Raw genomic sequence first — 21,402 nt, forward strand, 5'->3', positions numbered from 1 at the left:
GTGCATGTCATCACCCTTGTCTACCCCCGGGCCCTGCCAGTCGGGCGCTGCCCATGGCGCCATTCTACTGTTTCTGCCGCTGGCCCTGATGTCGGCGCTGCTCAACAGCAGCGTGCCTACGCCGCTCTATCCCCACTATCAGCAGATGCTGGCGTTGAGCGATGTGAGCCTCACCCTGATTTATGGTGGCTATGCGGCCGGCGTGCTGATCTCGCTGTTCGGAGTGGGCAATCTGGCAGGCCGGGTGACGGACCTGCGTGCCATGATATTGCCTGCGCTGCTGGCGGTGCTGGGGGGAGCCCTGCTCTTCTCCCTGGCCGATTCGTTCTGGTCGCTGCTGCTGGCGCGGGTCTTGGCTGGCATTGGCACGGGTGCGCTGACCGGCGCCGCCAATGTGGCCTTGCTGCGCTTCGGTCCCCGGGATGGCGGCAAGCGGGCGGCGCTCAGTGCGACCCTCTCTTTCACCGTCGGGCTGGCGCTCGGCCCGGTATTCAGCGGCTTGGCGCTGCAACTGGACTTCTATCCGACTCAACTGCCCTTCCTGCTCATCATGGGGCTGGCGACCTGCGCCATGGTCGGCGTTGTGCTGAGCTGGCCCGCCAGCGCACGAGCGCAGCCGCCAGTGGCATCGGGGCAGGGCAAGGGCTCCTTGGGGGAGGGGCTCAAAGCCACGGGGGCGGCGTTCTTCCTCTGCGCCGTGGCTCTGTTTACCACCTGGGCGGTGGCGGCCAGTCTGCTGGCAATCGGCCCCAAGGTGGCGAGCCAGTTGCTGGGGATGCGGGATCTCGGCCTGTTCGGCTATCTCATCGCAGCCTATCTGGTGTTCTCCGGCCTGTGCCAGCTATGGGCTCGCCGCCTCGATGCCCGCCACACACTGCAGAGCGGCTGCCTTGCCCTGGCGCTCAGCGTGCTGCTGTTTACCGGCGCCGTTCACTATCAGTCGTTGTGGTTGGCAGGGTTCGGGCTGCTGGTGTCCGGTTATGCCCAGGGCGCCGCCTTTGTCGGCAGCGCGACTTTGGTCAATCGCATTGCCCCCAGCTCCAGCCACGCCCGGCTGGTGTCGCTCTTCTATGTGATCGCCTATGTGGCCAACTGGGTACCTGTGCTGCTGGGCTGGGTGAGCGACAGCGTCGGCCTGCTGGCAGCGGTGGATGTGCTTGCCGTCGGCAGCATTCTGATCAGCCTTGGGCTGGCCTGGGTTGTGTCGCGAACCCGCTTCGAGCGAGCCGCGGCCTGAGCCATTTATCCGCCAGCACTTACTCCGCCACGACTACCCGTTTGGCATCCAGGTGGTGCATCCATTCCCGCAGGATCAACAAAACGGCGGCAAAGTGCCGCCCCTTGGGCAAGTGGGCCGCCGCCAGTGGGTCCCCTTCCACCATGGCGGCAAACTGGCCGAACAGCTGCTCTATGCTCTCCCGACTCAGCTCATGGCTGCCGAGCTCGCCAGCCAGCGGGATCGGGCTGTGCAGCGTCACCAGCTCGTGGGCCGGAATGCGGGCCGCCAGCGGCATGAGCGCATCTTCCACCACCATGATGGCCCGTTCCAGCTCGTGCGCCGTCGGCGGATCCTGGCGAAACGGCCCCGGCGTCATGGCGTCGAGACCAAATGCCAGCTTGTAGGTGATGGTGATGCCATCGGCCTGGGTGATCAGCACCTTGCTGATCTGTTCACCCAGATTCAACGCCAGGGTGGGGGCTTGGGGTCTGGTCATGTTGCTTCCTCTGTGATCCCGTCACGGCAAAGCCTATCCATACACCCGCCAGCATGCACTGGCGAGTGCTTTTCTGTTTCCCCCATACAGGTGAAACGACTTGCAATGCTAATGATAGGTGGCATTCTGGATGTCTAAATGGCTATTTTGTTCATCTATCACGATTCAGGAGTTCTGATATGGATATTCGTACCGCTCCCCGGGCCCTTGCGCTCGCCCTCCTGCTGACCAGCGGCATCGCCGCCGCCAACGAGGCACTGGTGATCCAGACCGACTTTGGCCTCAAAGATGGCGCAGTGTCAGCCATGAAGGGGGTTGCCTTCGGTGTGGACCGCACTCTGCCGCTCTATGATCTGACCCACGAGATACCGGCTTACAACATCTGGGAAGGGGCTTACCGCCTCTATCAGACCCTGCAGTATTGGCCCAAGGGCACTGTGTTTGTCAGCGTGGTAGATCCCGGTGTGGGCACAGATCGCCACTCTGTGGTGCTCAAGACCAGGAGTGGCCACTACATAGTCACCCCGGATAACGGCACCCTGACCCTGGTGGCCGAGCACTTCGGCATAGACGCTGTGCGTCAGATCGATGAGAAAACCAACCGCCTCAAGGGATCCGAGAAGTCTTACACCTTCCACGGCCGCGATGTTTACGCCTATACGGGCGCACGGCTCGCCTCTGGTGCCATCAGCTATGAGCAGGTGGGCCCGCTGCTGCCCGCCGACGTGGTGAAGATCCCTTACCAGCCGGCTGTGGCCGAGAAAGATGGCACCCTCAAGGGCACAATCCCGATCCTGGATGTGCAGTACGGCAACGTCTGGACCAATATCGACGAGACACTGCTGACCCAGGTGGGGGTCAACAAGGGGGACAAGGCCTGTATCAAGATCAGTGAAGGGGATGTGGTCAGGTATGACGGCAAGGCCCCTTATGTCAGCAGCTTCGGCGACGTGCCGGAAGGCCAGCCGCTGGTCTACCTCAACAGCTTGTTGCAGGTCTCGGTCGCCCTCAACATGGACAGCTTCGCCGCCAAACATCAGGTGCAGTCGGGTGCCAACTGGCATATCAGTTTGAAAAAGTGCTCATGATCATCCGCTGACACACATAAAAACGGGCGCCTTGGCGCCCGTTTTGTTGCTGCTTACCGCAGCGCGGCGGGGGGCGGCACTTCCGTGTAGTGCCCGTCAATCTCCCGCTGATAGTAGTGGCCGTCTCTGACGTAGTAGCGGCGACCATCCAGATCCAGCGGGATGAGGTGGGTCTCCGTTTGCACCAAGATGGCTTGAGTGGGTGGCGTGACCACCACATAGTGGCTCTCCTGTTGCTGGTAATAGATGCCGCCGAGCACATAGTAGGTGAGCCCCGCCAGTAATATGGTCTCCACCCCGCCTGGCAGCCTGTCGATGCGATGGCCCGGCGCTGGAGCTGACCAGGGGCCCGCATAGTGACCATGGCGGAGGGCGGAAGGTGACATGTCTCGTCCCGGCGGGCCGCCCGGTCTGCCCATCTCGCCCGGGCCCGCGAGCGCAGGAAGGGTGATGAACAGCGCCAGCGCCCAGGGCCAGAAGCGATCCTTGTTCACCTTATTGGCCCTTGAGCGGGGCAGTGGTGGGCTGGGCCCGGATGGCTTGCGGCGGCAACTCCCGCACACTGATCACCACCTCATAGCGTTTGTCTGTCTCGGCGGCAGGGATGTTCTTGAACAGCTCCTGAGCAGTCGTCTGAGGATCCTTGCTCTGCTTGCTGGCCTGGTAGAGAACCGAGGGTGGCGGCATATGAGCGCCGGGGCGATCGGGAAGGGGAGGCTGCATGTCGCTGGCGTGCACAGACAGGCTGCCGAGCAGCAGGGGCAATAGGAGGGCTTTGCATGACATGGGATGACTCCATCCGGGTGAATATGGCCCATCAAACGCCACACCCATGCTGCGCTCAATCGCTTTTACACACCCTTTTCACCCCCTTTACAGTTGTGACAACGGGCGCCTGGGCGCCCGTTGTGTGTCATGAAACCGGGTCGGCCTCAAAACTCGTTGGAGAGCGCCTTGTAACCTTTGACCAGGTCTATGTTGGTGTGAGCCACATCTTCGGAAAACTCGGTGGCATCCACAGTGACTCTTGGGATCTCGGCCAGATCGCTCTGCTGGTTGATGCGGGTCGTGGAGGGCACATAGAAGCCGGGGGGCAGATCGCAGCCATCCACCACAGAGTTGTGGCGCACTACGGAACCTTCACCTATATGGCAGTTGAATAGCACGCTGTTGAAGCCGATGAAGACCCGGTTACCGACTTCGCAGGGCCCGTGCACTATGCTGCGGTGGGCGATGGAGGTGTACTCGCCTATGGTGACGGCAGCGCCGGACTTGGAGTGGATCACCACCCCGTCCTGAATGTTGGAGTTGGCGCCGATGACAATGGGCTCCATGTCGCCATTGGCATCCACCTCGTCGGCGCGGATCACCACATAGGGGCCGACAAACACGTTTTCCTTGATGATCACCTTGCCACAGATGATGGCTGTCTTGTCGATATAGGCGGACTCGTCGATGACCGGCAGGTGGCCGGATGGATTCTTGCGGATCATGTTGCATCCTGTTGAAGATGAAATCGGGATGGGGAAAGGGCGAGGCACGAGGGCCTGCCGGTGGGTCAGCTTACGCCTGTGGAACGGGAGGGGGAACCCTTTACTGGTCTGACCCCCAGTGGCGCGCTGTCATCTTGCCGGGGTGTTCCCCCTTCTCAAAATATGGGAGCATGACGTTTGCCGACGGGGCTGCGCTGCTGCGTTGGCACTCTTTTGATATAACGCTGGAACCCAAGATGAAGAAGATTGTTGTGCTGCTCGGCACCCTGCTGCTCTCCCCCTTGTACTCTTCTGCCGTGCAGGCCAGGGGGCAAGCGGGCGAGTTTGACTATTATGCCCTGGCGCTCTCCTGGTCGCCGGAGCATTGCGCCATCAAGCCGGCCGATCGGGATCAATGCTCCCGCCAGCTGGGCTTCGTGTTGCACGGCCTCTGGCCCCAGTACCAGCGCGGCTACCCGAGCAGCTGTTCCCGCGAACGGCTAGATCCTGACATGGAGCAGCAGTTTGCCGGGCTCTACCCCAGCCGCTTTCTCTATCGCCATGAGTGGGAGAAACACGGTACCTGCTCAGGCCTCAGCCAGCGCCAGTATCATCAGCTGGCCAGCGACCTGCGTCAGAAGGTGAAGATCCCGGCCGCGTATCAGTCCCCTGCCGAGCCTCTGCGCAAAAGCCGCTTCCAGCTCAAGGCGGATCTGGCCAGTGCCAACGACTGGCTGGCGCCAGACAACATCACGGTTGCCTGTGCCGACGGCGGTCGCTTCCTGCGGGAGGTCTACATCTGCATCAACAAGGAGGGGACGGATGCCGTCACCTGTTCCGACGAGATGCAAAAGCGTGAACTGCGCTCCTGCGGTCAGCCGGACTTCCTGCTGCGCAGCGTGCGCTGATCACTCTCTATCTTCATCGGGCCCCTTGCGGGCCTGATGTTCAAATACCGCCATAGGAAAGGAGTCTGGGCAATGACCGACATGAAACAGTTCTCGGCACAGGAACGAAGCTTGCTGCTAGGGGTTAAAGGGGTGGGTCCCACCGTCATAGGGCGGCTCGAACAGCTGGGTTACCACACACTGAGCGAGCTGGCCGGGGCGGATAGAGCCCATATAGTCCAGCTGGTGGCCAGCATGCTGGGGTCGACCTGCTGGCAGAACAGCCCGCAGGCCCGCGGCGCCATCGATGGCGCCATAGCGCTGGCGCGCAGCCAGGTCGCTGCTGTTTCGGACTGTACGCGGGGTACATAGCCATGGACCTGTTTGCAGAGCTCGGGATGCGTTATCCCATCATTCAGGCCCCCATGGCGGGAGTGCAAAACAGTGCTCTGGCGCTGGCCGTCACCGGCGCAGGTTGTCTGGGCTCCTTGCCGGCGGCCATGCTCAGTCCGAGCGACCTGCGAAGCGAGCTCGCTCGGCTTGCCGCCAGCGGTCTGGGGCCATTCAACATCAACTTCTTCTGTCATCAGCAAGGGGGTCCCGATCCGCAGCAGGTTGCACGCTGGCAACAGGCGCTGGCGCCTTTTTATGCCGAGTTCGGTGTAAGTACCGATGCTGTATCGAATGGGCCAGGTCGCGCCCCGTTCAACGCCGAGCATGCCGCCATCCTGACCGAGTTCAACCCCGCCGTAGTCAGCTTCCATTTCGGCCTGCCCGAACCGGGCCTGCTGGCCCGGGTGAAAGCCACGGGAGCAAAAGTGTTTGCCAGTGCGACCACGGTAGCTGAAGCGAAGTGGCTGGCCCGCCATGGCGCCGATGCCATCATAGCGCAGGGGCTGGAGGCAGGCGGCCATCGCGGCCATTTCCTCAATGAGGATCTCGCCTTGCAGCAAGGTACCTTTACCTTGCTGCCACAAATAGTCGCGGCGGTAGAACTGCCGGTCATCGCTGCCGGTGGCATAGTCGATGGCAAAGGTATCAGGGCCGCCCTGGCGTTGGGCGCCAGCGCCGTCCAGACGGGAACTGCCTTCCTCTGCTGTCATGAGGCGACGACCTCTGCTCTGCATCGTGCCGCTATTCGTTCTGCCCAGAGCCAGCACACTGCCCTGACCAAGGTGTTCAGCGGCCGCCCGGCGCGAGGGATAGTCAACCGGCTGATGCGGGAGCTGGGCTCGCTCTCGGATCTGGCACCTGACTTCCCCCATGCCAGCAGTGCGCTGGCTCCGTTGCGTGCGGCCGCTGAAAAGGTGGGTGATAGTGGCCTCTCGCCATTGTGGGCGGGGCAGAATGTATCGGGTTGCCGTGACCTCCCGGCCGCCGAGTTGATCGACGCATGGGTGAAAGAAGTGGGCCTGGCGTGATCGCTTCTTTATATAGGTAGATGAGCGGGAGGGTCGGCATGCAAGGAGTGGCACTTCCACCGGCTAAATGTGGGGCACTCATGATGCCAATAGTGCCGTTTTACGGTCTTTCTGTGGATAAGTTTGTACAAAAGCTGTGGTTGGTTATGAATAACTAAAAAAGTGCCGATTTTTGCAGTTTTATTGCATTGCGGCCCTTGCCAACGCGATCAATCTCTCTATAATGCGCCTCCATCGACAGGGCAAGCGGCAACGCAAACAACCTCGTCGGTAACCTCGAAAAGCCTTTGAAAATAAGGCTTGACTCGAGAAGGCGGTTGAGTAGAATTCCACTCCCGCAGCAACACACTGTTGCGTCGCTCTTTAACAATTTGAATCAAGCAATCTGTGTGGGCACTCACAGCATCGAACATCAAAAACAATTTTTGATTTTCAATGTCTGGTGAAGTGACCAAGACGATTTCTTAGCAATAAGAAGTCGAACAGTTTATTTCAGCAATTNATGTGAATAGCGGCGCAAGTTGCTACCCAATTCAGAGTTAGCGATAACAACGAGCTGCGCTAAAGACGACATGTCGCTCGGCCTCGCCGGCTCGGCACATCGCCTTTACGAAAATCATTGCGAAGTTACCTTCGCAAAACATGATTTTCGTCCCCTTCGTCTAGAGGCCTAGGACACCGCCCTTTCACGGCGGTAACAGGGGTTCGAATCCCCTAGGGGACGCCACTTCTCTTCGCAGCTCAAAGAATGCAGACATAAGCATGTAATGTTTATGTCAACCCTAGGGGAACCTGGGGTTGGATCACCTCCTTACCTTAAGATGTCGACGTTGTTGAGTGTTCACACAGATTGCCTTGATTCAAAGTAGTTAGAGCAAAGACCTGATGCGCAAGCGTCAGTGCTTGTTTGGTGAAAGCCAAACGAGAGAAGCCCGTTCGTTGGGTTGGGATGTGAATAGCGGCGCAAGTTGCTACCCAATTCAGAGTTAGCGATAACAACGAGCTGCGCTAAAGACGACATGTCGCTCGGCCTCGCCGGCTCGGCACATCGCCTTTACGAAAATCATTGCGAAGTTATGTGAATAGCGGCGCAAGTTGCTACCCAATTCAGAGTTAGCGATAACAACGAGCTGCGCTAAAGACGACATGTCGCTCGGCCTCGCCGGCTCGGCACATCGCCTTTACGAAAATCATTGCGAAGTTTACTTCGCAAAACATGATTTTCGTCCCCTTCGTCTAGAGGCCTAGGACACCGCCCTTTCACGGCGGTAACAGGGGTTCGAATCCCCTAGGGGACGCCACTTCTCTTCTTGCTAACAAGAATGCAGACATAAGCATGTAATGTTTATGTCTGTTTTCTTCGGCCTTGAGCCGTTGCAAATATGCTCTTTAACAATCTGGAAAGCTGATTTAAAAAGTAGTTCTCAAACATTTGTTACAAGTGCTTTGGAANGAGGGTCCTAAAGGGCCGTTGGAGACCACAACGTTGATAGGTGGGGTGTGTAAGCGCAGTGATGTGTTGAGCTAACCCATACTAATTACCCGTGAGGCTTAACCATACAACACCCAAGAAGTGTTCTGGGCCTTGTAGCAAGTGAACGAGCTACTTACAAATTCAGTGATAGCGAAGCCAACAGGCAACTCGTTATTCACGTCAGCTTTCTGGATTAAGAATTTGCCTGGCGGCCATAGCGCCGTGGAACCACCTGATCCCATGCCGAACTCAGAAGTGAAACGCGGTAGCGCCGATGGTAGTGTGGCATTCGCCATGCGAGAGTAGGACACTGCCAGGCACCCAACACGAAAAACCCCGCTCACCGAGCGGGGTTTTTTATTTCCTGAAATTTATCATTCCTGCGGTGTCCTCTGCGCTATGCCCCTTAGGCTCTCTCCGCANTCATTCAGACAGCGCTGCGTGAATGGGCTTATGCACGGAGCTATGACTCGTCAGCGCAACGGGCAGAACACCTGCAACCGTGGCTGCATGAGTACAACTGGCATCGTCCTCATGCAAGTCTGGGCTACCAGCCCCCCATCAGCCGTCTTCAATCTGTGAACAACCTAGTGGGTTTACACAGCTAGCCCGGCAGGGAGAGGGTGACTATCAAACCGCCGTTATCGCCGTTTTTGGCCTCGACCCGGCCGCCCTGTGCCTGAATGGCCTTGCGAGTGATGGCGAGCCCCAGCCCATAGCCCTTGCCTGCAGAAGGGGACCCGATCCGCACAAAGGGATCGAACATGCTGGAGAGCCTGGTCTCGTCCACCCCCATGCCCTGATCAGCCACCTCGATGGAGAACTCTCCCCCTTGCCTGTACAGGGTCAGGGTGATGGCGTGACCCGGGTGAGAGAAGCGTAGGGCATTGCGCACCACATTGTCGAGCGCGCGGCGGATAAGCTCAGCCTGACCACAGATGGTGTGGTCCACCGCCTCATCCACCAGTTGCCTAATCTCGACACCCATGTGCTGCGCCTCGTAGCGGGCATCGCTCACCACTGCCTCAACTAGGGCTTGCAGATCGTAATACTCCTCACAGTCCCGTTCGCCGTGGCTGGCGCGGGTGAGGGTGAGCAGTTCGCCGATCATCTTGTCCATGCGATGGGTTTCGAGCTGGATCCGCACCAGGGATCCCTCGATCCTGGCCGGATCCTGCTGGGCCAGACCGATAGCCAGTTGCAGACGTGCGAGGGGAGATCGCAGCTCGTGGGAGACGTCGTGCAGCAGCTGTTCACGGCTCTCGACCAGCAGTTGCAACCGCTCGGCCATGGCATCGAAGTCACGGGCCGCCTCGCTGATCTCGTCGTGGCGTCGTCGCATCAGAGGATAGAGACGCACGCCCAGATCACCCTGGGCGAGACGCTCGAATCCCTGCCGAAACTGGTTCATGGGTCGGGTCAGATGCCAGGCGAGCAGGGCGCTGAAGAAGAGACCGCCGAGGCCGCCTATCCACCACATGGGCGGCGGCATGTTGAGCCAGTCGTTGCGTCGCGGCGGCGGTGCCAGTTGTTGCTGCAGGCCGGACGTGTCGTAACCGAGCCAGTAATGCTGGCCATCGGCTCCTTTGACAGTGCGGGTAAGCAGATGGGGGAAAGGGGATTGGGCGGCTTCACTCTGCTGGATATGCAGAAGCGGGCGTTCCCCTGCGGGCCAGCTGGTCGTCAGGCTGTTCAGGGCTGCGGGCCCCTTTTCTTGCAACAGGGTCGCCGCCGAGTTCAGTTGCCGCCCGGCCAGCTGCCGCGTCATTCTCTCCTCTGGCGGCCCTTCATGGCTGTAGAGACTGAAAGCGACCCACAGCAGCTGGCTCATCATTATGATGGTGAACCAGAAGCCGAACAGTATCTTCCAGAACAGGTGGCCCTTGAGGATCATGTCAGCCGGTATCCTATGCTGCGCACCGTCTCTATGCCGATGGCCTCACCCGCCAGCGCCTGCAGCTTCTGGCGGATATTGCAGATGTGCACGTCGACGCTGCGATCATAGGGCTCGCGCGGGCGGCCCAGCCCGTGCAGGGAGAGTTCATCCTTGCTGACTACCCGCTCCGGCGCCCGCAGCAGCAGTTCCAGCAGATTGAATTCCGTGGCGGTCAGCTCCAGTGGCTCGCCTTGCCAGTGACACTGGCGAGTGGCGGGGGAGAGGGTCAGTTCCGCCAGCCGCAAACCGTCACCCTGGCCTGCTGGCGCCGGTGCAGGTTCGACTCGTCGCAGCACGGCCCTCAGCCTGGCGACCAGCTCTCTGGGGTAACAAGGCTTGGGCACATAGTCGTCGGCCCCCATCTCCAGTCCGATCACCCGGTCGATGTTGTCCCCCTTGGCGGTGAGCATGATGACGGGGATCTTGCTGTCGTGGCGGATCTGGCGCAGCACCTCGCTGCCGTTGATATCGGGCAGCATGATGTCGAGCACCACGGCCACATAGTTGCCGGAAAGAGCGTGTTGCACACCGCTTTTGCCGGTCAGCACATGGGTGGTGACAAAGCCTTCGCCGCCCAGGTATTCACTCAGCATGGTGCCAAGCTCCAGGTCATCGTCCACCAACAGGATCTTCATTGCTCTTCTCCCTCTCGAGTCGGCGCCATTTTCTCGTGTCTGCATGCGGCTGGCAGCTGCTTTTACGCAATCCTTACACTGCCCTGCAGGAGGCTTAACCGGGCATTGGGGTACATTGCGCTGGCTTGTTTCATCCAAGGATATCCCCGATGACCCATACCCGTCTGTTCGTTGTCCGTCTGCTGCTGCCAGCCCTCTTGCTGATTGCGGTGGGCTGGTTTTTCAGCGCGACCGGTGCGGCGCCGGTGGCCTCCTATATCACAGCCACCGCCGAGCGGCGCGATCTGGAGCAGAGCGTGCTGGCTGACGGTACCCTGCAGGCCCAGAAGCTGGTGAGTGTGGGGGCGCAGGTCTCCGGCCAGATCAAGGTCTTGCACGTTGCGCTCGGGGATCAGGTTAAGCAGGGCGATCTGCTGGTCGAGATCGACGATCTCACCCAGCAGAACGCCCTCAAGGATGCCGAGGCCGCCCTCGACAATGTGCAGGCCCAGCTGGCCTCGCGTCGGGCGACCCTGCGCAACAATGGGCTGGTGTTCGATCGTCAGCGCAAGGTGCTGGCTCGGGGGCTCGGTAGCCAGGCCGACTATGACAGCGCAGAGGCGACCCTGATCGCCACTCGCGCCGATATCCGGGCACTGACTGCGCAGGCGGTGCAGGCCCGCATCGCCGTGGATACCGCCAGAGTCAATCTGGGCTATACCCGCATCGTCGCCCCCATGGCGGGCACCATAGTGGCCATTCCGGTGGAACAGGGACAGACGGTCAATGCGGTGCAGAGTACCCCGACCATCGTCAAGGTGGCACGGCTCGACACCATGACGGTGGAGGCCCAGATCTCGGAGGCGGACGTGATCAGGGTGAGCACGGGCCTGCCCATCTACTTCACCATACTGGGGGCACCCGAGCATCGTTACGAGGCCAGGTTGCGCGCCATCGAGCCCGCGCCGGACTCCATCAATGATGACACCAGCAGTTCGACCACCACAGCCGTCTATTACAACGGCCTGTTCGAGGTGAGCAATCCGGAAGGTGCCCTACGCATCGGCATGACGGCTCAGGTACACCTGGTGCTGGCGACCGAGCGCAATGCGCTGGTGATCCCGGCCATCGCCCTGAGCGGTGACAGGGTGCAGGTGGTGGATGGTGCGGGCAAGCTGCAGTGGCGTCAGGTGAAAGTGGGCCTCAACAACAAGGTGGATGCCCAGATCCTGAGCGGCCTCGAGGCGGGGGAATCCGTGGTGGTGAGCCAGTTGACGGCCCAGAACCAGCAGAGCGGGCGCATGGGCCCGCCCATGGGGATGTGATCATGACCCAGCCACTGCTGCAACTGAGCGGGATCCAGCGTCACTTCGGCGAGGGGGATCAGCGTGTACTGGTGCTCAAGGGGATTGACCTGACCATAGAGAGGGGGGAGATGGTGGCCATCGTCGGTGCCTCCGGCTCCGGCAAGTCGACCCTGCTCAATATTCTGGGCTGCCTCGACCAGCCGAGCGACGGTCTCTACCGGGTTGCCGGTCAGGAGACGAGCAAGCTGGCCGCGGATCAACTGGCGGCGCTGCGCCGCGAGCATTTCGGTTTCATCTTCCAGCGCTACCACCTGCTGGGGGATCTCAGTGCCCGCGACAATGTGGCGTTGCCAGCCATTTATGCCGGTCTGGCTGCCGGTGAGCGACAGGCCAGGGCAGAGACGCTGCTGCGCAGGCTGGGGCTGGGTGCGCGGCTCGACTACAAGCCGAGCCAGCTCTCCGGTGGCCAGCAGCAGCGGGTCAGCATAGCCCGTGCCCTCATCAACGGTGGTCAGGTGATACTGGCGGATGAACCGACCGGCGCGCTCGACAGCCACAGTGGCACAGAGGTGCTCGGCATACTGCATGCCTTGCATGAGCAGGGCCACACTCTGGTGATAGTGACCCATGACATGCGCATTGCCGAGCAGGCCGAGCGCATCATAGAGCTCAAGGACGGGGAAGTGGTGGCCGATCGCCGCCGCGTGCCGGCATCTGACTCCCCACCTTTTCAGGATAAACCCCGGCCTGGCCGCTCTGCATGGGGTGGCGGGCTGGACAGGTTTGCCTCTGCCTTCAGGATGGCGCTGCGGGCCATGCAGGCTCAGCGGATGCGCACCTTCCTCACCATGCTCGGCATCATCATAGGTATCGCCTCCGTGGTTTCCGTGGTGGCGCTGGGGCGTGGCTCCCAGCAACAGGTGCTGGCCAATATCAATGCCATGGGCACCAGCACACTGGAGATCTTTCCCGGCAGCGGCTTCGGGGATAGGCGGGCCGAGGCGATACAGACCTTGCGGACAGAGGATGCCGATGCCCTGGCCGGGCTCGATTATGTTCACAGTGTGACCCCCAGTCTGGCGACCAGCACCACGCTGCGCCGGGGCAGTCAGGCTGTCTCCGGCACGGTAAACGGGGTGGGGGATCAGTTCTTTCAGGTGCGCGGCTATCGGGTGTTGCAGGGCATGTTGTTCGATGCCGGCAGCGTGGCCAGTCTGGCGCAGGAGGTGGTGATAGACGCGAACAGCCGGGATCGACTGTTCGATGCGGGGGAATCACCACTCGGGCAGGTGATCCTGCTGGGCAAGCTGCCGTGCCGGGTGATCGGTGTGGTGGCCCGCAATCAGAGCGGCTTTGGCAGCGACGAGAACCTCAATGTCTGGATCCCTCACACCACGGCCATGAAGCGGATGCTGGGTCAGAGCTATCTGCGCAGCATCAGCGTGCGGGTGCAGGATGAAGTATCCCTGGCCGCCGCCGAGGATGGTCTCACCCGGCTGCTGCGCCAGCGCCATGGCAGCCAGGATTTCTTCGTGCTCAACACCGACAGCATCCGTCAGGCCATCACCAGCACCACTGCCACCATGACGCAGCTGGTTGCCATGATAGCGCTCATCTCCCTGGTGGTGGGCGGCATAGGGGTGATGAACATCATGCTGGTGTCGGTGACGGAGCGTACTCGCGAGATAGGTGTGCGGATGGCGGTAGGTGCCAGGGCCAGCGACATCATGCAGCAGTTTCTGATCGAGGCTGTGCTGGTCTGCCTGCTGGGGGGCGCCGCCGGTGTGCTGCTCTCCCTGCTGGTCGGCGTCTTGTTCGAGCACTTCAGCAGCCAGTTTGCCATGCGTTACTCCGCAAGCGCCGTGCTGGCTGCCTTCTTCTGCTCGAGCCTGATCGGCGTGCTGTTCGGTTTTTTCCCGGCTCGCCGGGCGGCGAGGATGGATCCCATCCATGCACTTGAGCGGGAGTAGCCAGACTTTCGGCGCCTTTGTGCGCCAACTCATTCGCATCCGGGGGCGGGAGATCATCCCTCTTCAACCCCCGGATGCGGATTGGCCGGACGGCATGGACTGCCAGTCTGGCAAGCCTGAACTGTGTCATTGACGTGACACGCCCTGCTCTGCGCAGGTTTTTCAACCGGGCCCCGTGCCCGGTTTTTTTACGCCCTCCTTTACCGTATTGAGGGGGATGCGATGGACGCGGCTCTTTGTTAACCTGCCTGTTTCACCCGAACCGCAGGGAGCTGCATCGATGCGATCCATTGTCAGCCTGCTGGCTTTGTCACTGTTGTGTGCTTGCAGCAGCCACTCAACCCGAGAGGATGTCATGTCAGGGAAAGAGCGCCTTCACTACCCCGTCAGCCGCCAGAGCGATCAGGTGGCTCACTACTTCGGTCACGCCGTGGCCGACCCCTATCGCTGGCTGGAAGACGACCGCAGCGCGGAGACCGAGGCCTGGGTCAAGGCCCAGAACAGTGTCACCCGGGATTATCTGGCACGTATTCCGTTTCGCGATGCCATCAAGGACAAACTGGCCGCCTCCTGGAACTACGCCAAGGAGGGGGCGCCGTTTCGCGAGGGGCGCTACCACTACTTCTTCAAGAACGACGGCCTGCAAAACCAGCATGTCTTGTGGCGCCAGCAGGCGGGCAAACCCGCCGAGGTGTTCCTCGATCCCAACCGCTTGAGCACCGATGGCACCACGGCGCTGGATCAGCTGAGTTTCTCCCGGGATGGCAAGCTGCTGGCCTATTCCTTGTCCCTGGCCGGCAGCGACTGGCGCGAGATCCACCTGATGGACGTGGAGAGCAAACAGCCCCTTGAGGCCCCCCTCAAGGACGTGAAGTTCAGCGGCATCAGCTGGCTGGGCAACGAGGGCTTCTTCTACTCGAGCTACGACAAACCCGATGGCAGCGAGCTGTCGGCCAGGACAGATCAGCACAAGCTCTACTTCCACCGGCTCGGCACGGCGCAGCAGGATGACCGCCTGGTGTTCGGTGCCATCCCGGACCAGCAGCACCGCTACGTGGGGGCAACCGTGACCGAAGATGATCGCTACCTGCTCATCTCGGCGGCGAACTCCACCTCCGGCAACCGCCTCTATGTGAAGGACCTGAGCAAGGAGAACGCGCCGCTGCTGACGGTGCAGGGGGATCTGGATGCGGACGTGAGCCTGGTGGACAACAAGGGCAGCACGCTTTACTTGCTGACCAATCGGGATGCTCCCAACCGCCGGCTGGTGACGGTGGATGCGGGCAACCCCGGCCCCGCCCGTTGGCGTGACCTTATCCCCGAGCGCCAGCAGGTGCTGACGGTGCACCGCGGCAGCGGCTATCTGTTTGCCGAATACATGGTGGATGCCACCGCCCGGGTCGAGCAGTTCGACCATGACGGCACACGGATTCGTGAGGTGGCGCTGCCCGGTCTTGGCAGCGTCAGCGGTTTCAACGGCAAGCAGGATGATCCCGCGCTCTACTTCGGTTTCGAGAACTATGCCCAGCCCCCCACTCTCTACCGGTTCGAGCCAAAAAGCGGGGCCATCAGCCTTTATCGCGCCTCGGCGGCGCCGTTCAAGCCAGAGGATTACGTCTGTGAGCAGCGCTTCTACCAGAGCAAGGACGGCACCCGGGTGCCGCTCATCATCAGCTACCGCAAGGGGCTGAAACTCGATGGCAGCCATCCCACCATCCTCTATGGCTATGGCGGTTTTGACGTGAGCCTGACCCCGAGCTTCAGCGTGGCGGTCGCCAACTGGCTGGATCTGGGAGGCGTCTATGCGGTGGCAAACCTGCGGGGCGGCGGCGAGTATGGTCAGGCCTGGCACCTGGCGGGCACCCAGATGAACAAGCAGAACGTGTTCGACGACTTTATCGCGGCGGCCGAATACCTGAAGGCCGAAGGCTATACCTCCAGCGACAGGCTGGCTGTGCGGGGTGGTTCCAACGGCGGTCTGCTGGTGGGTGCCGTCATGACCCAGCGGCCGGATCTGATGCGTGTTGCCTTGCCTGCGGTGGGGGTGCTCGACATGCTGCGCTATCACACCTTTACCGCCGGGGCTGGCTGGGCCTACGACTACGGTACCAGCGCCGACAGCGAGGCCATGTTCGGCTACCTGAAGGGCTACTCACCGCTGCACAATGTGCGGGCCGGTGTCAGCTACCCCTCTACCATGGTGACCACGGCGGATCACGACGACCGTGTGGTGCCAGCCCACTCCTTCAAGTTTGCCGCCACCTTGCAGGCCGAGAACACTGGGCCCAACCCCCAGCTCATTCGCATCGAGACCAATGCCGGGCATGGAGCAGGTACGCCGGTGGCCAAGCTGATCGAGCAGAGCGCGGACATCTACGCCTTCACCTTGTATGAGATGGGCTACCGGCAGTTGCCGCGTCTACCCTGACCCATGCGAGATGGGCTACTGGCCGTTGCCGACCAGACCATGACATAAGGGCCTTGCGGGGCCCTTTTCTTGTGGCCGGTGAGCGACTCACGCCTTGTGCTCCCATGTCGCGACCATCCCTGTCTCGCCATTCTCCCGTTTTGGGTGGAGGGGGCCATCTGTCCCGTCCCCGGTGGTATAGTCAGCCACAGGATCAGCATTCAAGGAGTCCATCGTGAAGAAGATCATTTACATCTTGCTGGGGCTGGCATTGGCCGCCCTGGTAGTCATCACAGCCCTGGTCAAGCTGATTGACCCCAATGAGTTCAAGCCACAACTGGTGGAGCAGGTACGCAAGAGCACAGGCCGCGAGCTGGTGATGGAGGGGGATATCGGCTGGCGTTTCTGGCCGAGTCTGGGTCTCTCCCTCGAGCGGGTGGCGCTTCGCAACCCGGCCGGTTTTGCCGAGCCGGATCTGGTGCGCTTCGAGCGGGGGGATGCCTCGGTCGCCGTGTTGCCCCTGCTCTCCCATCGACTGGACATTGGCGAGGTGACCCTGACCGGTGCCCATCTGTTTATCCAGACCAAGGCCGATGGCAGCTCAAACCTGAACGATCTCATCAAGACGCCTGAGGCGGCAAAGGACAGCGAGCCCGCGCCAGGTGGCCAGAGCCAGCCCCCTGAGAGCAATGGCCAGACCTGGCAGATCACTTTGCAGGGGGTGGTGCTGGAGCAGGCCAGCGCTCTGGTACAGGACGATCGCAACGGCACTCTCTCCCGGCTCGATCAGCTCGATCTCGCTCTCGGCCAGCTGACGCCGGGTCAGTGGGTGCCGGTGACCCTGGCCGCCAAGGGGGCGCAAGGCAAGCTTGCCTTCGATATCAAGGGGGAAGGAGAGGTCAAGCTGGCACAGGATGCGCTGGCCAGCGAGCTGAAAAACCTGAGTCTGAGCGGCAGCCTCAGCCAGCCGCAACAGCGGCTGGATAGCTTCTCGGTCAAGGCCGATCGGCTGGCACTGGGAGAGTGGAGCAGCCTCACCCTGAACCTGCAAGGCGCCCAGCTGGAAGGTGACCAACCGACTCTGGCCGGCTCGCTGGAGGGAACTCTCAAGGTGCGAGTAGACAAGGGTTTGCAACTGGTCGAAGTCTCGGATGCGAAGCTGGCGGCCAATCTGCAAGGTAAAGCACTGCCACGCCCGCAGATGAACCTCAAACTGGCAGGGTTTGCCCGCGCCGAGCTGGATCAGCAGAAGATCACCCTGAGCAAGCTGGTGATGAGCGCCGACGATGCCCTGCTCCGTGGTGAAGGGACGGTGCGACTCGGTGCCGTGCCCAAGATTGAATTTGATCTCAAGGGCGACAAGCTGGATCTCGACAGCTGGCTCGGCGAACCGGCAACGGTCAAGGCAGCCGCTCCGGCGCAGCCCGCTGCGGCGAAAGCGGATGATAAAGGCGCAGTGCCCGCCAAGGCTGCCAAGGGGCTCTCGACGGTAGAACCGGACCTGAGCGCGCTCAAGGCATTCGATCTTGCCGGGCGCTTGCAGCTTGATAGCCTGCGGTTGAAGGGGCTGGACTTGAGCGCCGTCGATCTGCAACTTGCCCTGGCCGGTGGCCAGCTCACCCTCAAGCAATTCAGTGCCGGTGTGGCCGGTGGTCAGGTGACCGCCGAGGGTGCAATAGATGCGCGTCAGCAACCAGCTCGTTATCAGGTACACAAACGGGTGCAAGGGGTGAATGTGCGCCCGCTGCTGCAAACCCTGGCCCAGAGCGATCTGCTGGAAGGCAAGGGGGATCTCGAGGTACAGGTGCAGGGCACTGGACTGTCTGAGCAGGCGCTGCGCGACAAGATGCAGGGCAAGGTGAGCCTCAAGTTGAGCGATGGTGCCCTGCATGGCATCAACCTGGCGGAGATGATCCGCGAGGCGCGAGCCACTCTGACCGGCAAGGGGACAGATCAGGTCAAGGAGGCACGCAAGACCGACTTCAGTGCCCTCACCGCCAGCTTCCAATTGGCGAACGGCGTGGCGCGCAGCGACGATATCCAGCTGTTCGCCCCGGCACTGCGAGTGCGGGGTCAGGGTCAGACGGCATTGGTGCCCCAAACCCTCGATTTTCTGTTCCTCACCTCCATAGTGGAGAGCAGCAAGGGCCAGGGGGGCAAGGGGGTGGATGAGCTGAAGGACATCACAATACCGGTACGCATCGGCGGCCACTGGCAGGCCCCTACCTATCGGCTGGATGTGAAAGAGCTGCTCACCAACAACAAGGTACTGGAGGAGAAGGCCCGCAAGGAGGCCGAGCGCGGTCTCAAGAAGCTGTTGGGTGACAAGGCTGACAACGACGCTGTCAAAGGGGTGGCCGATCAGCTGCTCAAGGGGCTGTTCAAGTAGCAACTCCTTCCTGTTATTGCCATTCAGAGCCCGCCCCGTGCGGGCTCTTTGCTGCCGCTTGTCCATGCGTCGGAGGGCAGGCGGCAAGAGAGCCATGGCTGCTTCTGGTTAAAAATGGGGATGTACCCTTGTCCCAAAGGTGATATCACTGTTGTTTTGCCAAGGAGTAGATGAATGAGTCGAAGTGAAGTAGTGAGAGAGATATCCCATCCAGACTGGCCTCTGGTCTGGCAGATCTATGGCAGCAGCTTTCCGCACTACGAGCAACGCCAGCCGCAACATCAGCAGGTCAAGATGGCGGATCCTCACTTTCACTGTCAGCTCTTTTATCAAGGCGACTTGCTGCTCGGCTTCATCTTCTGGTGGGCCTGCGGCGAGCAGATCTATATCGAGCATCTGGCCATCAATCCGGCCCTGCGCGGCCAGAACCATGGCTCCCGCCTGCTGGCTGACTTCTGCGAGACGGCGGGGCGCTCCGTTATCCTGGAGATTGATCCGCCAGAGGATGAGATTGCCATCCGGCGGCTGCGCTTCTACCAGTCGCTGGGCTTTTGTCTCAACGACCATGACCATGTGCATCCGCCCTATCATCCTGACTATCAGGGGCACGAGCTGCGGGTGTTGAGCTACCCAAATCCCATCAACCTCTATGAGTACCAGCAGTTCAACCGGATGCTGGTGGCGCGGGTGATGGACCATGGCGTGACCGCCTGACCGGCATCCTGGTTGGCCCGCTATCGGCCAGTATCGGAGACCGGCAATCAGGGTGAAGAACAAGGAGGTTCAATGAACAGGAATGTGCTGATCACGGGTGGCAGCCGTGGGATAGGGGCGGCCACTGCCCGCTATCTGGCGGGGCAGGGTTATCATATCTGCATCAACTATCGCCATGACTGGCAGGCTGCCGAGACGCTGGTGGCACAGATCCGGGCGCAACATCCGGTATCCTGCATGGCGGTGCAGGCGGATATCAGCGTCGAGGCCGAGGTGGTGCGCCTGTTCGAGGAGATGGACGAGCGGCTCGGGGTGGTCACCCATCTGGTCAACAACGCCGGTATCTTGCAGCCACAGATGAAGGTGCTGGAGATGAGCGCCGAGCGCATCAACAAGACACTGGCCACCAATGTGACCGGCTATTTTCTCTGCTGCCGTGAGGCGGTGCGCCGCATGACGGCGGGCAGCGCCATCGTCAATGTCTCCTCGGCTGCCGCTCGCCTCGGTTCGGCGGGTGAATACGTGGACTATGCCGCCTCCAAGGGGGCCATAGACGTGCTGACCAAAGGCTTGTCGCTGGAGGTGGCGGCGCAGGGGATCCGGGTCAACGGGGTACGCCCTGGCTTTATCTACACAGAGATGCATGCCGACGGCGGTGAACCCGACCGGGTGGAGAGGGTGAAAAACCAGATCCCGCTGCAGCGGGGCGGCCAGCCAGCCGAGGTGGCCGCCGCCATTGCCTGGCTGCTGTCTGACGAAGCCTCCTACGCCACCGGCACCTTTATCGATCTTGCCGGGGGGCGATAGGCATTTTGCGCAGACTTGGTTGAAGGAGGGGGGACGGAATTAATCCGCCCCCAATCAGGATTATTCGTAGACGGCAGTGGCCGTCAGTAGCTGGTCGGCAAAGGTAAATATTTCATCGATAGAGCTAATGGGATGCCTGGTTTCTTTTTTGTCAGCGTCAAACAAACCAATATATTTTTGCTTTGCATTGAAATGTAACCGGCATAGTGGCTTGCGGTTATTGTCATCGAGCAGTATGCCAAAGTAGCTTTGAGTATCTCTGGCTGCGATCCTGGTTACATCAAACTGTTGTCTCAAGATGGCCTTGACGACATTGAAACCTTCCATCTCTTCAATTGTGGTATCTACCTTTGATTTTTCCTCACTATTATCGACTTCATTGTTATCACTTGATAGGCCACTATCAAATGCAGGCTGGATAGCCGAGGAGCTAACTGTGCTACCAATTGCTGATTTTAACCGTGCATTGATGCTGTCATTGAGAAACTGACTGAGGGCTTTCTTGGTTATATCGGTAAAGGACTGCTTGACCCTTGCGGTAAGCACACCATCATAGATCCTGGATGCAAAGAACTTAACAAAGTCCTCTTCTGGCGAACCAAACTGCTCAGCCAGTAGTCTCTTGATTTGACTGAGATATTTTAGCTCTCCTGCTGCATCGACAACCGACTCTACATCAAAGGAGGTCTTGGTCAGCTTCAATACCTCAGGCACTATGTGTTCATCAATGTCTTCTAAATCGAGCGTTAGAAATGGTTTCTCGTCCATCTTGTTTGGTGCATCAAGGTCGGTATAAAACTCATATTGAGCACCATTGGTCAGGATGCCGATGCGGGCATTAGTGACAGAAAAATAACGAAAGAGTTGCCCCGAGTGCTTGGTTGACAGTTTCTCACTGTACTTTTTGCACTCAACCAGAATCTGAATCTGTCCATCCTTAAGAATGGCATAGTCAACTTTTTCCCCCTTTTTGATACCAGTATCTGCGGTGAATTCTGGAATTACTTCGGTGGGGTCGAATACATCATACCCCAGTACGCGGTTGAGAAATGGCATTACAAACGCATTCTTGGTTGCCTCTTCGGTCGTGATCATCGACGACTGTTGAGCAATCTTTTTGGCTAGGCTCTGTAACTGTTCTGAAAAATCCATTTTTATCTCCACATGGACACTGGGTGTTGGCATGGCTGAATTGACATTC

At 60.2% G+C, this 21,402-nt stretch carries 18 protein-coding genes, 2 tRNA genes, 1 rRNA gene, 1 pseudogene and 1 other annotated feature; of the genes and pseudogenes, 15 read left to right on the forward strand and 7 right to left on the reverse strand.

All coding sequences use genetic code 11. From position 1 onward, the window contains the following. Window positions 1–4: 4 nt before the first annotated feature. A complete protein-coding gene (locus AACX78_RS03160) occupies window positions 5–1,237 on the forward strand; it encodes an MFS transporter (protein WP_159165357.1) in 1,233 nt (410 codons plus the stop codon). 19 nt (window positions 1,238–1,256) lie between these two features. Here AACX78_RS03160 and AACX78_RS03165 read toward each other — a convergent pair whose 3' ends face one another. Further along, entirely contained in the window at window positions 1,257–1,715 is a 459-nt protein-coding gene (locus AACX78_RS03165) for a hypothetical protein (protein ID WP_159165358.1), read from the reverse strand. 179 nt (window positions 1,716–1,894) lie between these two features. Between AACX78_RS03165 and AACX78_RS03170 the strand changes: the two genes are divergently transcribed. After that, window positions 1,895–2,803 carry an SAM hydrolase/SAM-dependent halogenase family protein gene (locus tag AACX78_RS03170; protein ID WP_159165359.1) on the forward strand — a complete coding sequence of 303 codons (909 nt, stop codon included), beginning with the start codon at window positions 1,895–1,897 and terminating at the stop codon, window positions 2,801–2,803. Window positions 2,804–2,856: 53 nt separating this feature from the next. Here AACX78_RS03170 and AACX78_RS03175 read toward each other — a convergent pair whose 3' ends face one another. The 3 genes from AACX78_RS03175 to AACX78_RS03185 all read right to left on the reverse strand — a co-directional run bounded on the left by AACX78_RS03175 (window position 2,857) and on the right by AACX78_RS03185 (window position 4,296). Then, window positions 2,857–3,297, reverse strand: coding sequence for a DUF6515 family protein (locus tag AACX78_RS03175; protein WP_159165360.1), 441 nt, complete (start codon window positions 3,295–3,297; stop codon window positions 2,857–2,859). A gap of 1 nt (window position 3,298) precedes the next feature. Continuing rightward, on the reverse strand, window positions 3,299–3,589 hold the full coding sequence (locus AACX78_RS03180) for a hypothetical protein (RefSeq protein WP_201302764.1): 291 nt from the start codon (window positions 3,587–3,589) through the stop codon (window positions 3,299–3,301). Between the two features lie 146 nt (window positions 3,590–3,735). After that, the gene (locus AACX78_RS03185; RefSeq protein WP_005320532.1) at window positions 3,736–4,296 is read right to left on the reverse strand and encodes a gamma carbonic anhydrase family protein; all 561 of its coding nucleotides are present in this window, start codon (window positions 4,294–4,296) and stop codon (window positions 3,736–3,738) included. A gap of 236 nt (window positions 4,297–4,532) precedes the next feature. Between AACX78_RS03185 and AACX78_RS03190 the strand changes: the two genes are divergently transcribed. The 7 genes and pseudogenes from AACX78_RS03190 to AACX78_RS03220 form a co-directional block, all read left to right on the forward strand. After that, window positions 4,533–5,183, forward strand: a complete 651-nt coding sequence (locus AACX78_RS03190; RefSeq protein ID WP_201302765.1) for a ribonuclease T2 family protein — start codon at window positions 4,533–4,535, stop codon at window positions 5,181–5,183. Window positions 5,184–5,255: 72 nt separating this feature from the next. Continuing rightward, a complete protein-coding gene (locus tag AACX78_RS03195; protein WP_159165361.1) occupies window positions 5,256–5,534 on the forward strand; it encodes a helix-hairpin-helix domain-containing protein in 279 nt (92 codons plus the stop codon). Window positions 5,535–5,536: 2 nt separating this feature from the next. Then, complete coding sequence (locus AACX78_RS03200; protein ID WP_159165362.1) at window positions 5,537–6,583, forward strand: NAD(P)H-dependent flavin oxidoreductase; 1,047 nt, start codon at window positions 5,537–5,539, stop codon at window positions 6,581–6,583. A 651-nt stretch (window positions 6,584–7,234) separates the two neighbouring features. Further along, window positions 7,235–7,310 (forward strand) — tRNA-Glu (locus AACX78_RS03205). A 498-nt stretch (window positions 7,311–7,808) separates the two neighbouring features. Continuing rightward, window positions 7,809–7,884: transfer RNA gene (locus tag AACX78_RS03210), tRNA-Glu, on the forward strand. Between the two features lie 146 nt (window positions 7,885–8,030). Continuing rightward, window positions 8,031–8,129 (forward strand) — a sequence feature (23S ribosomal RNA rRNA prediction is too short). Between the two features lie 132 nt (window positions 8,130–8,261). Beyond that, window positions 8,262–8,376 (forward strand): 5S ribosomal RNA (gene rrf / locus AACX78_RS03215). A 106-nt stretch (window positions 8,377–8,482) separates the two neighbouring features. Continuing rightward, window positions 8,483–8,665: pseudogene (locus AACX78_RS03220) on the forward strand (integrase core domain-containing protein); the annotation flags it as partial. Here AACX78_RS03220 and AACX78_RS03225 read toward each other — a convergent pair. Then, window positions 8,662–9,951 (reverse strand): HAMP domain-containing sensor histidine kinase, encoded by a 1,290-nt coding sequence (locus AACX78_RS03225; RefSeq protein WP_201302766.1) that lies wholly within the window; start codon window positions 9,949–9,951, stop codon window positions 8,662–8,664. The pseudogene AACX78_RS03220 and the gene AACX78_RS03225 sit on opposite strands and share 4 nt — an antisense overlap. Further along, complete coding sequence (locus tag AACX78_RS03230; protein WP_159165363.1) at window positions 9,948–10,628, reverse strand: response regulator transcription factor; 681 nt, start codon at window positions 10,626–10,628, stop codon at window positions 9,948–9,950. Before AACX78_RS03230 ends, AACX78_RS03225 begins: the two co-directional genes overlap by 4 nt. Window positions 10,629–10,777: 149 nt before the next feature. Here AACX78_RS03230 and AACX78_RS03235 point away from each other — a divergent pair, with 149 nt between their 5' ends. The 6 genes from AACX78_RS03235 (at window position 10,778) to AACX78_RS03260 (ending at window position 20,201) form a co-directional block, all read left to right on the forward strand. Then, window positions 10,778–11,932, forward strand: coding sequence for an efflux RND transporter periplasmic adaptor subunit (locus tag AACX78_RS03235; RefSeq protein WP_159165364.1), 1,155 nt, complete (start codon window positions 10,778–10,780; stop codon window positions 11,930–11,932). A 2-nt stretch (window positions 11,933–11,934) separates the two neighbouring features. Next, window positions 11,935–13,884, forward strand: coding sequence for a MacB family efflux pump subunit (locus AACX78_RS03240; protein ID WP_159165365.1), 1,950 nt, complete (start codon window positions 11,935–11,937; stop codon window positions 13,882–13,884). A 280-nt stretch (window positions 13,885–14,164) separates the two neighbouring features. Continuing rightward, window positions 14,165–16,312 (forward strand): prolyl oligopeptidase family serine peptidase, encoded by a 2,148-nt coding sequence (locus tag AACX78_RS03245; RefSeq protein ID WP_159165366.1) that lies wholly within the window; start codon window positions 14,165–14,167, stop codon window positions 16,310–16,312. A gap of 214 nt (window positions 16,313–16,526) precedes the next feature. Then, complete coding sequence (locus tag AACX78_RS03250; RefSeq protein WP_159165367.1) at window positions 16,527–18,680, forward strand: AsmA family protein; 2,154 nt, start codon at window positions 16,527–16,529, stop codon at window positions 18,678–18,680. Between the two features lie 174 nt (window positions 18,681–18,854). Beyond that, window positions 18,855–19,394, forward strand: a complete 540-nt coding sequence (locus tag AACX78_RS03255; RefSeq protein ID WP_125608751.1) for a GNAT family N-acetyltransferase — start codon at window positions 18,855–18,857, stop codon at window positions 19,392–19,394. A 72-nt stretch (window positions 19,395–19,466) separates the two neighbouring features. Further along, window positions 19,467–20,201, forward strand: a complete 735-nt coding sequence (locus AACX78_RS03260; RefSeq protein WP_159165368.1) for an SDR family oxidoreductase — start codon at window positions 19,467–19,469, stop codon at window positions 20,199–20,201. A gap of 60 nt (window positions 20,202–20,261) precedes the next feature. On the opposite strand, the gene AACX78_RS03265 is transcribed toward AACX78_RS03260, so the two are convergent. Next, window positions 20,262–21,353, reverse strand: a complete 1,092-nt coding sequence (locus AACX78_RS03265) for a type I restriction endonuclease (protein WP_005318631.1) — start codon at window positions 21,351–21,353, stop codon at window positions 20,262–20,264. Window positions 21,354–21,402 lie beyond the last annotated feature (49 nt).

Origin of the sequence: Aeromonas sp. 9A, from assembly GCF_963900955.1 — a bacterium.
Lineage (GTDB): Bacteria > Pseudomonadota > Gammaproteobacteria > Enterobacterales > Aeromonadaceae > Aeromonas > Aeromonas salmonicida.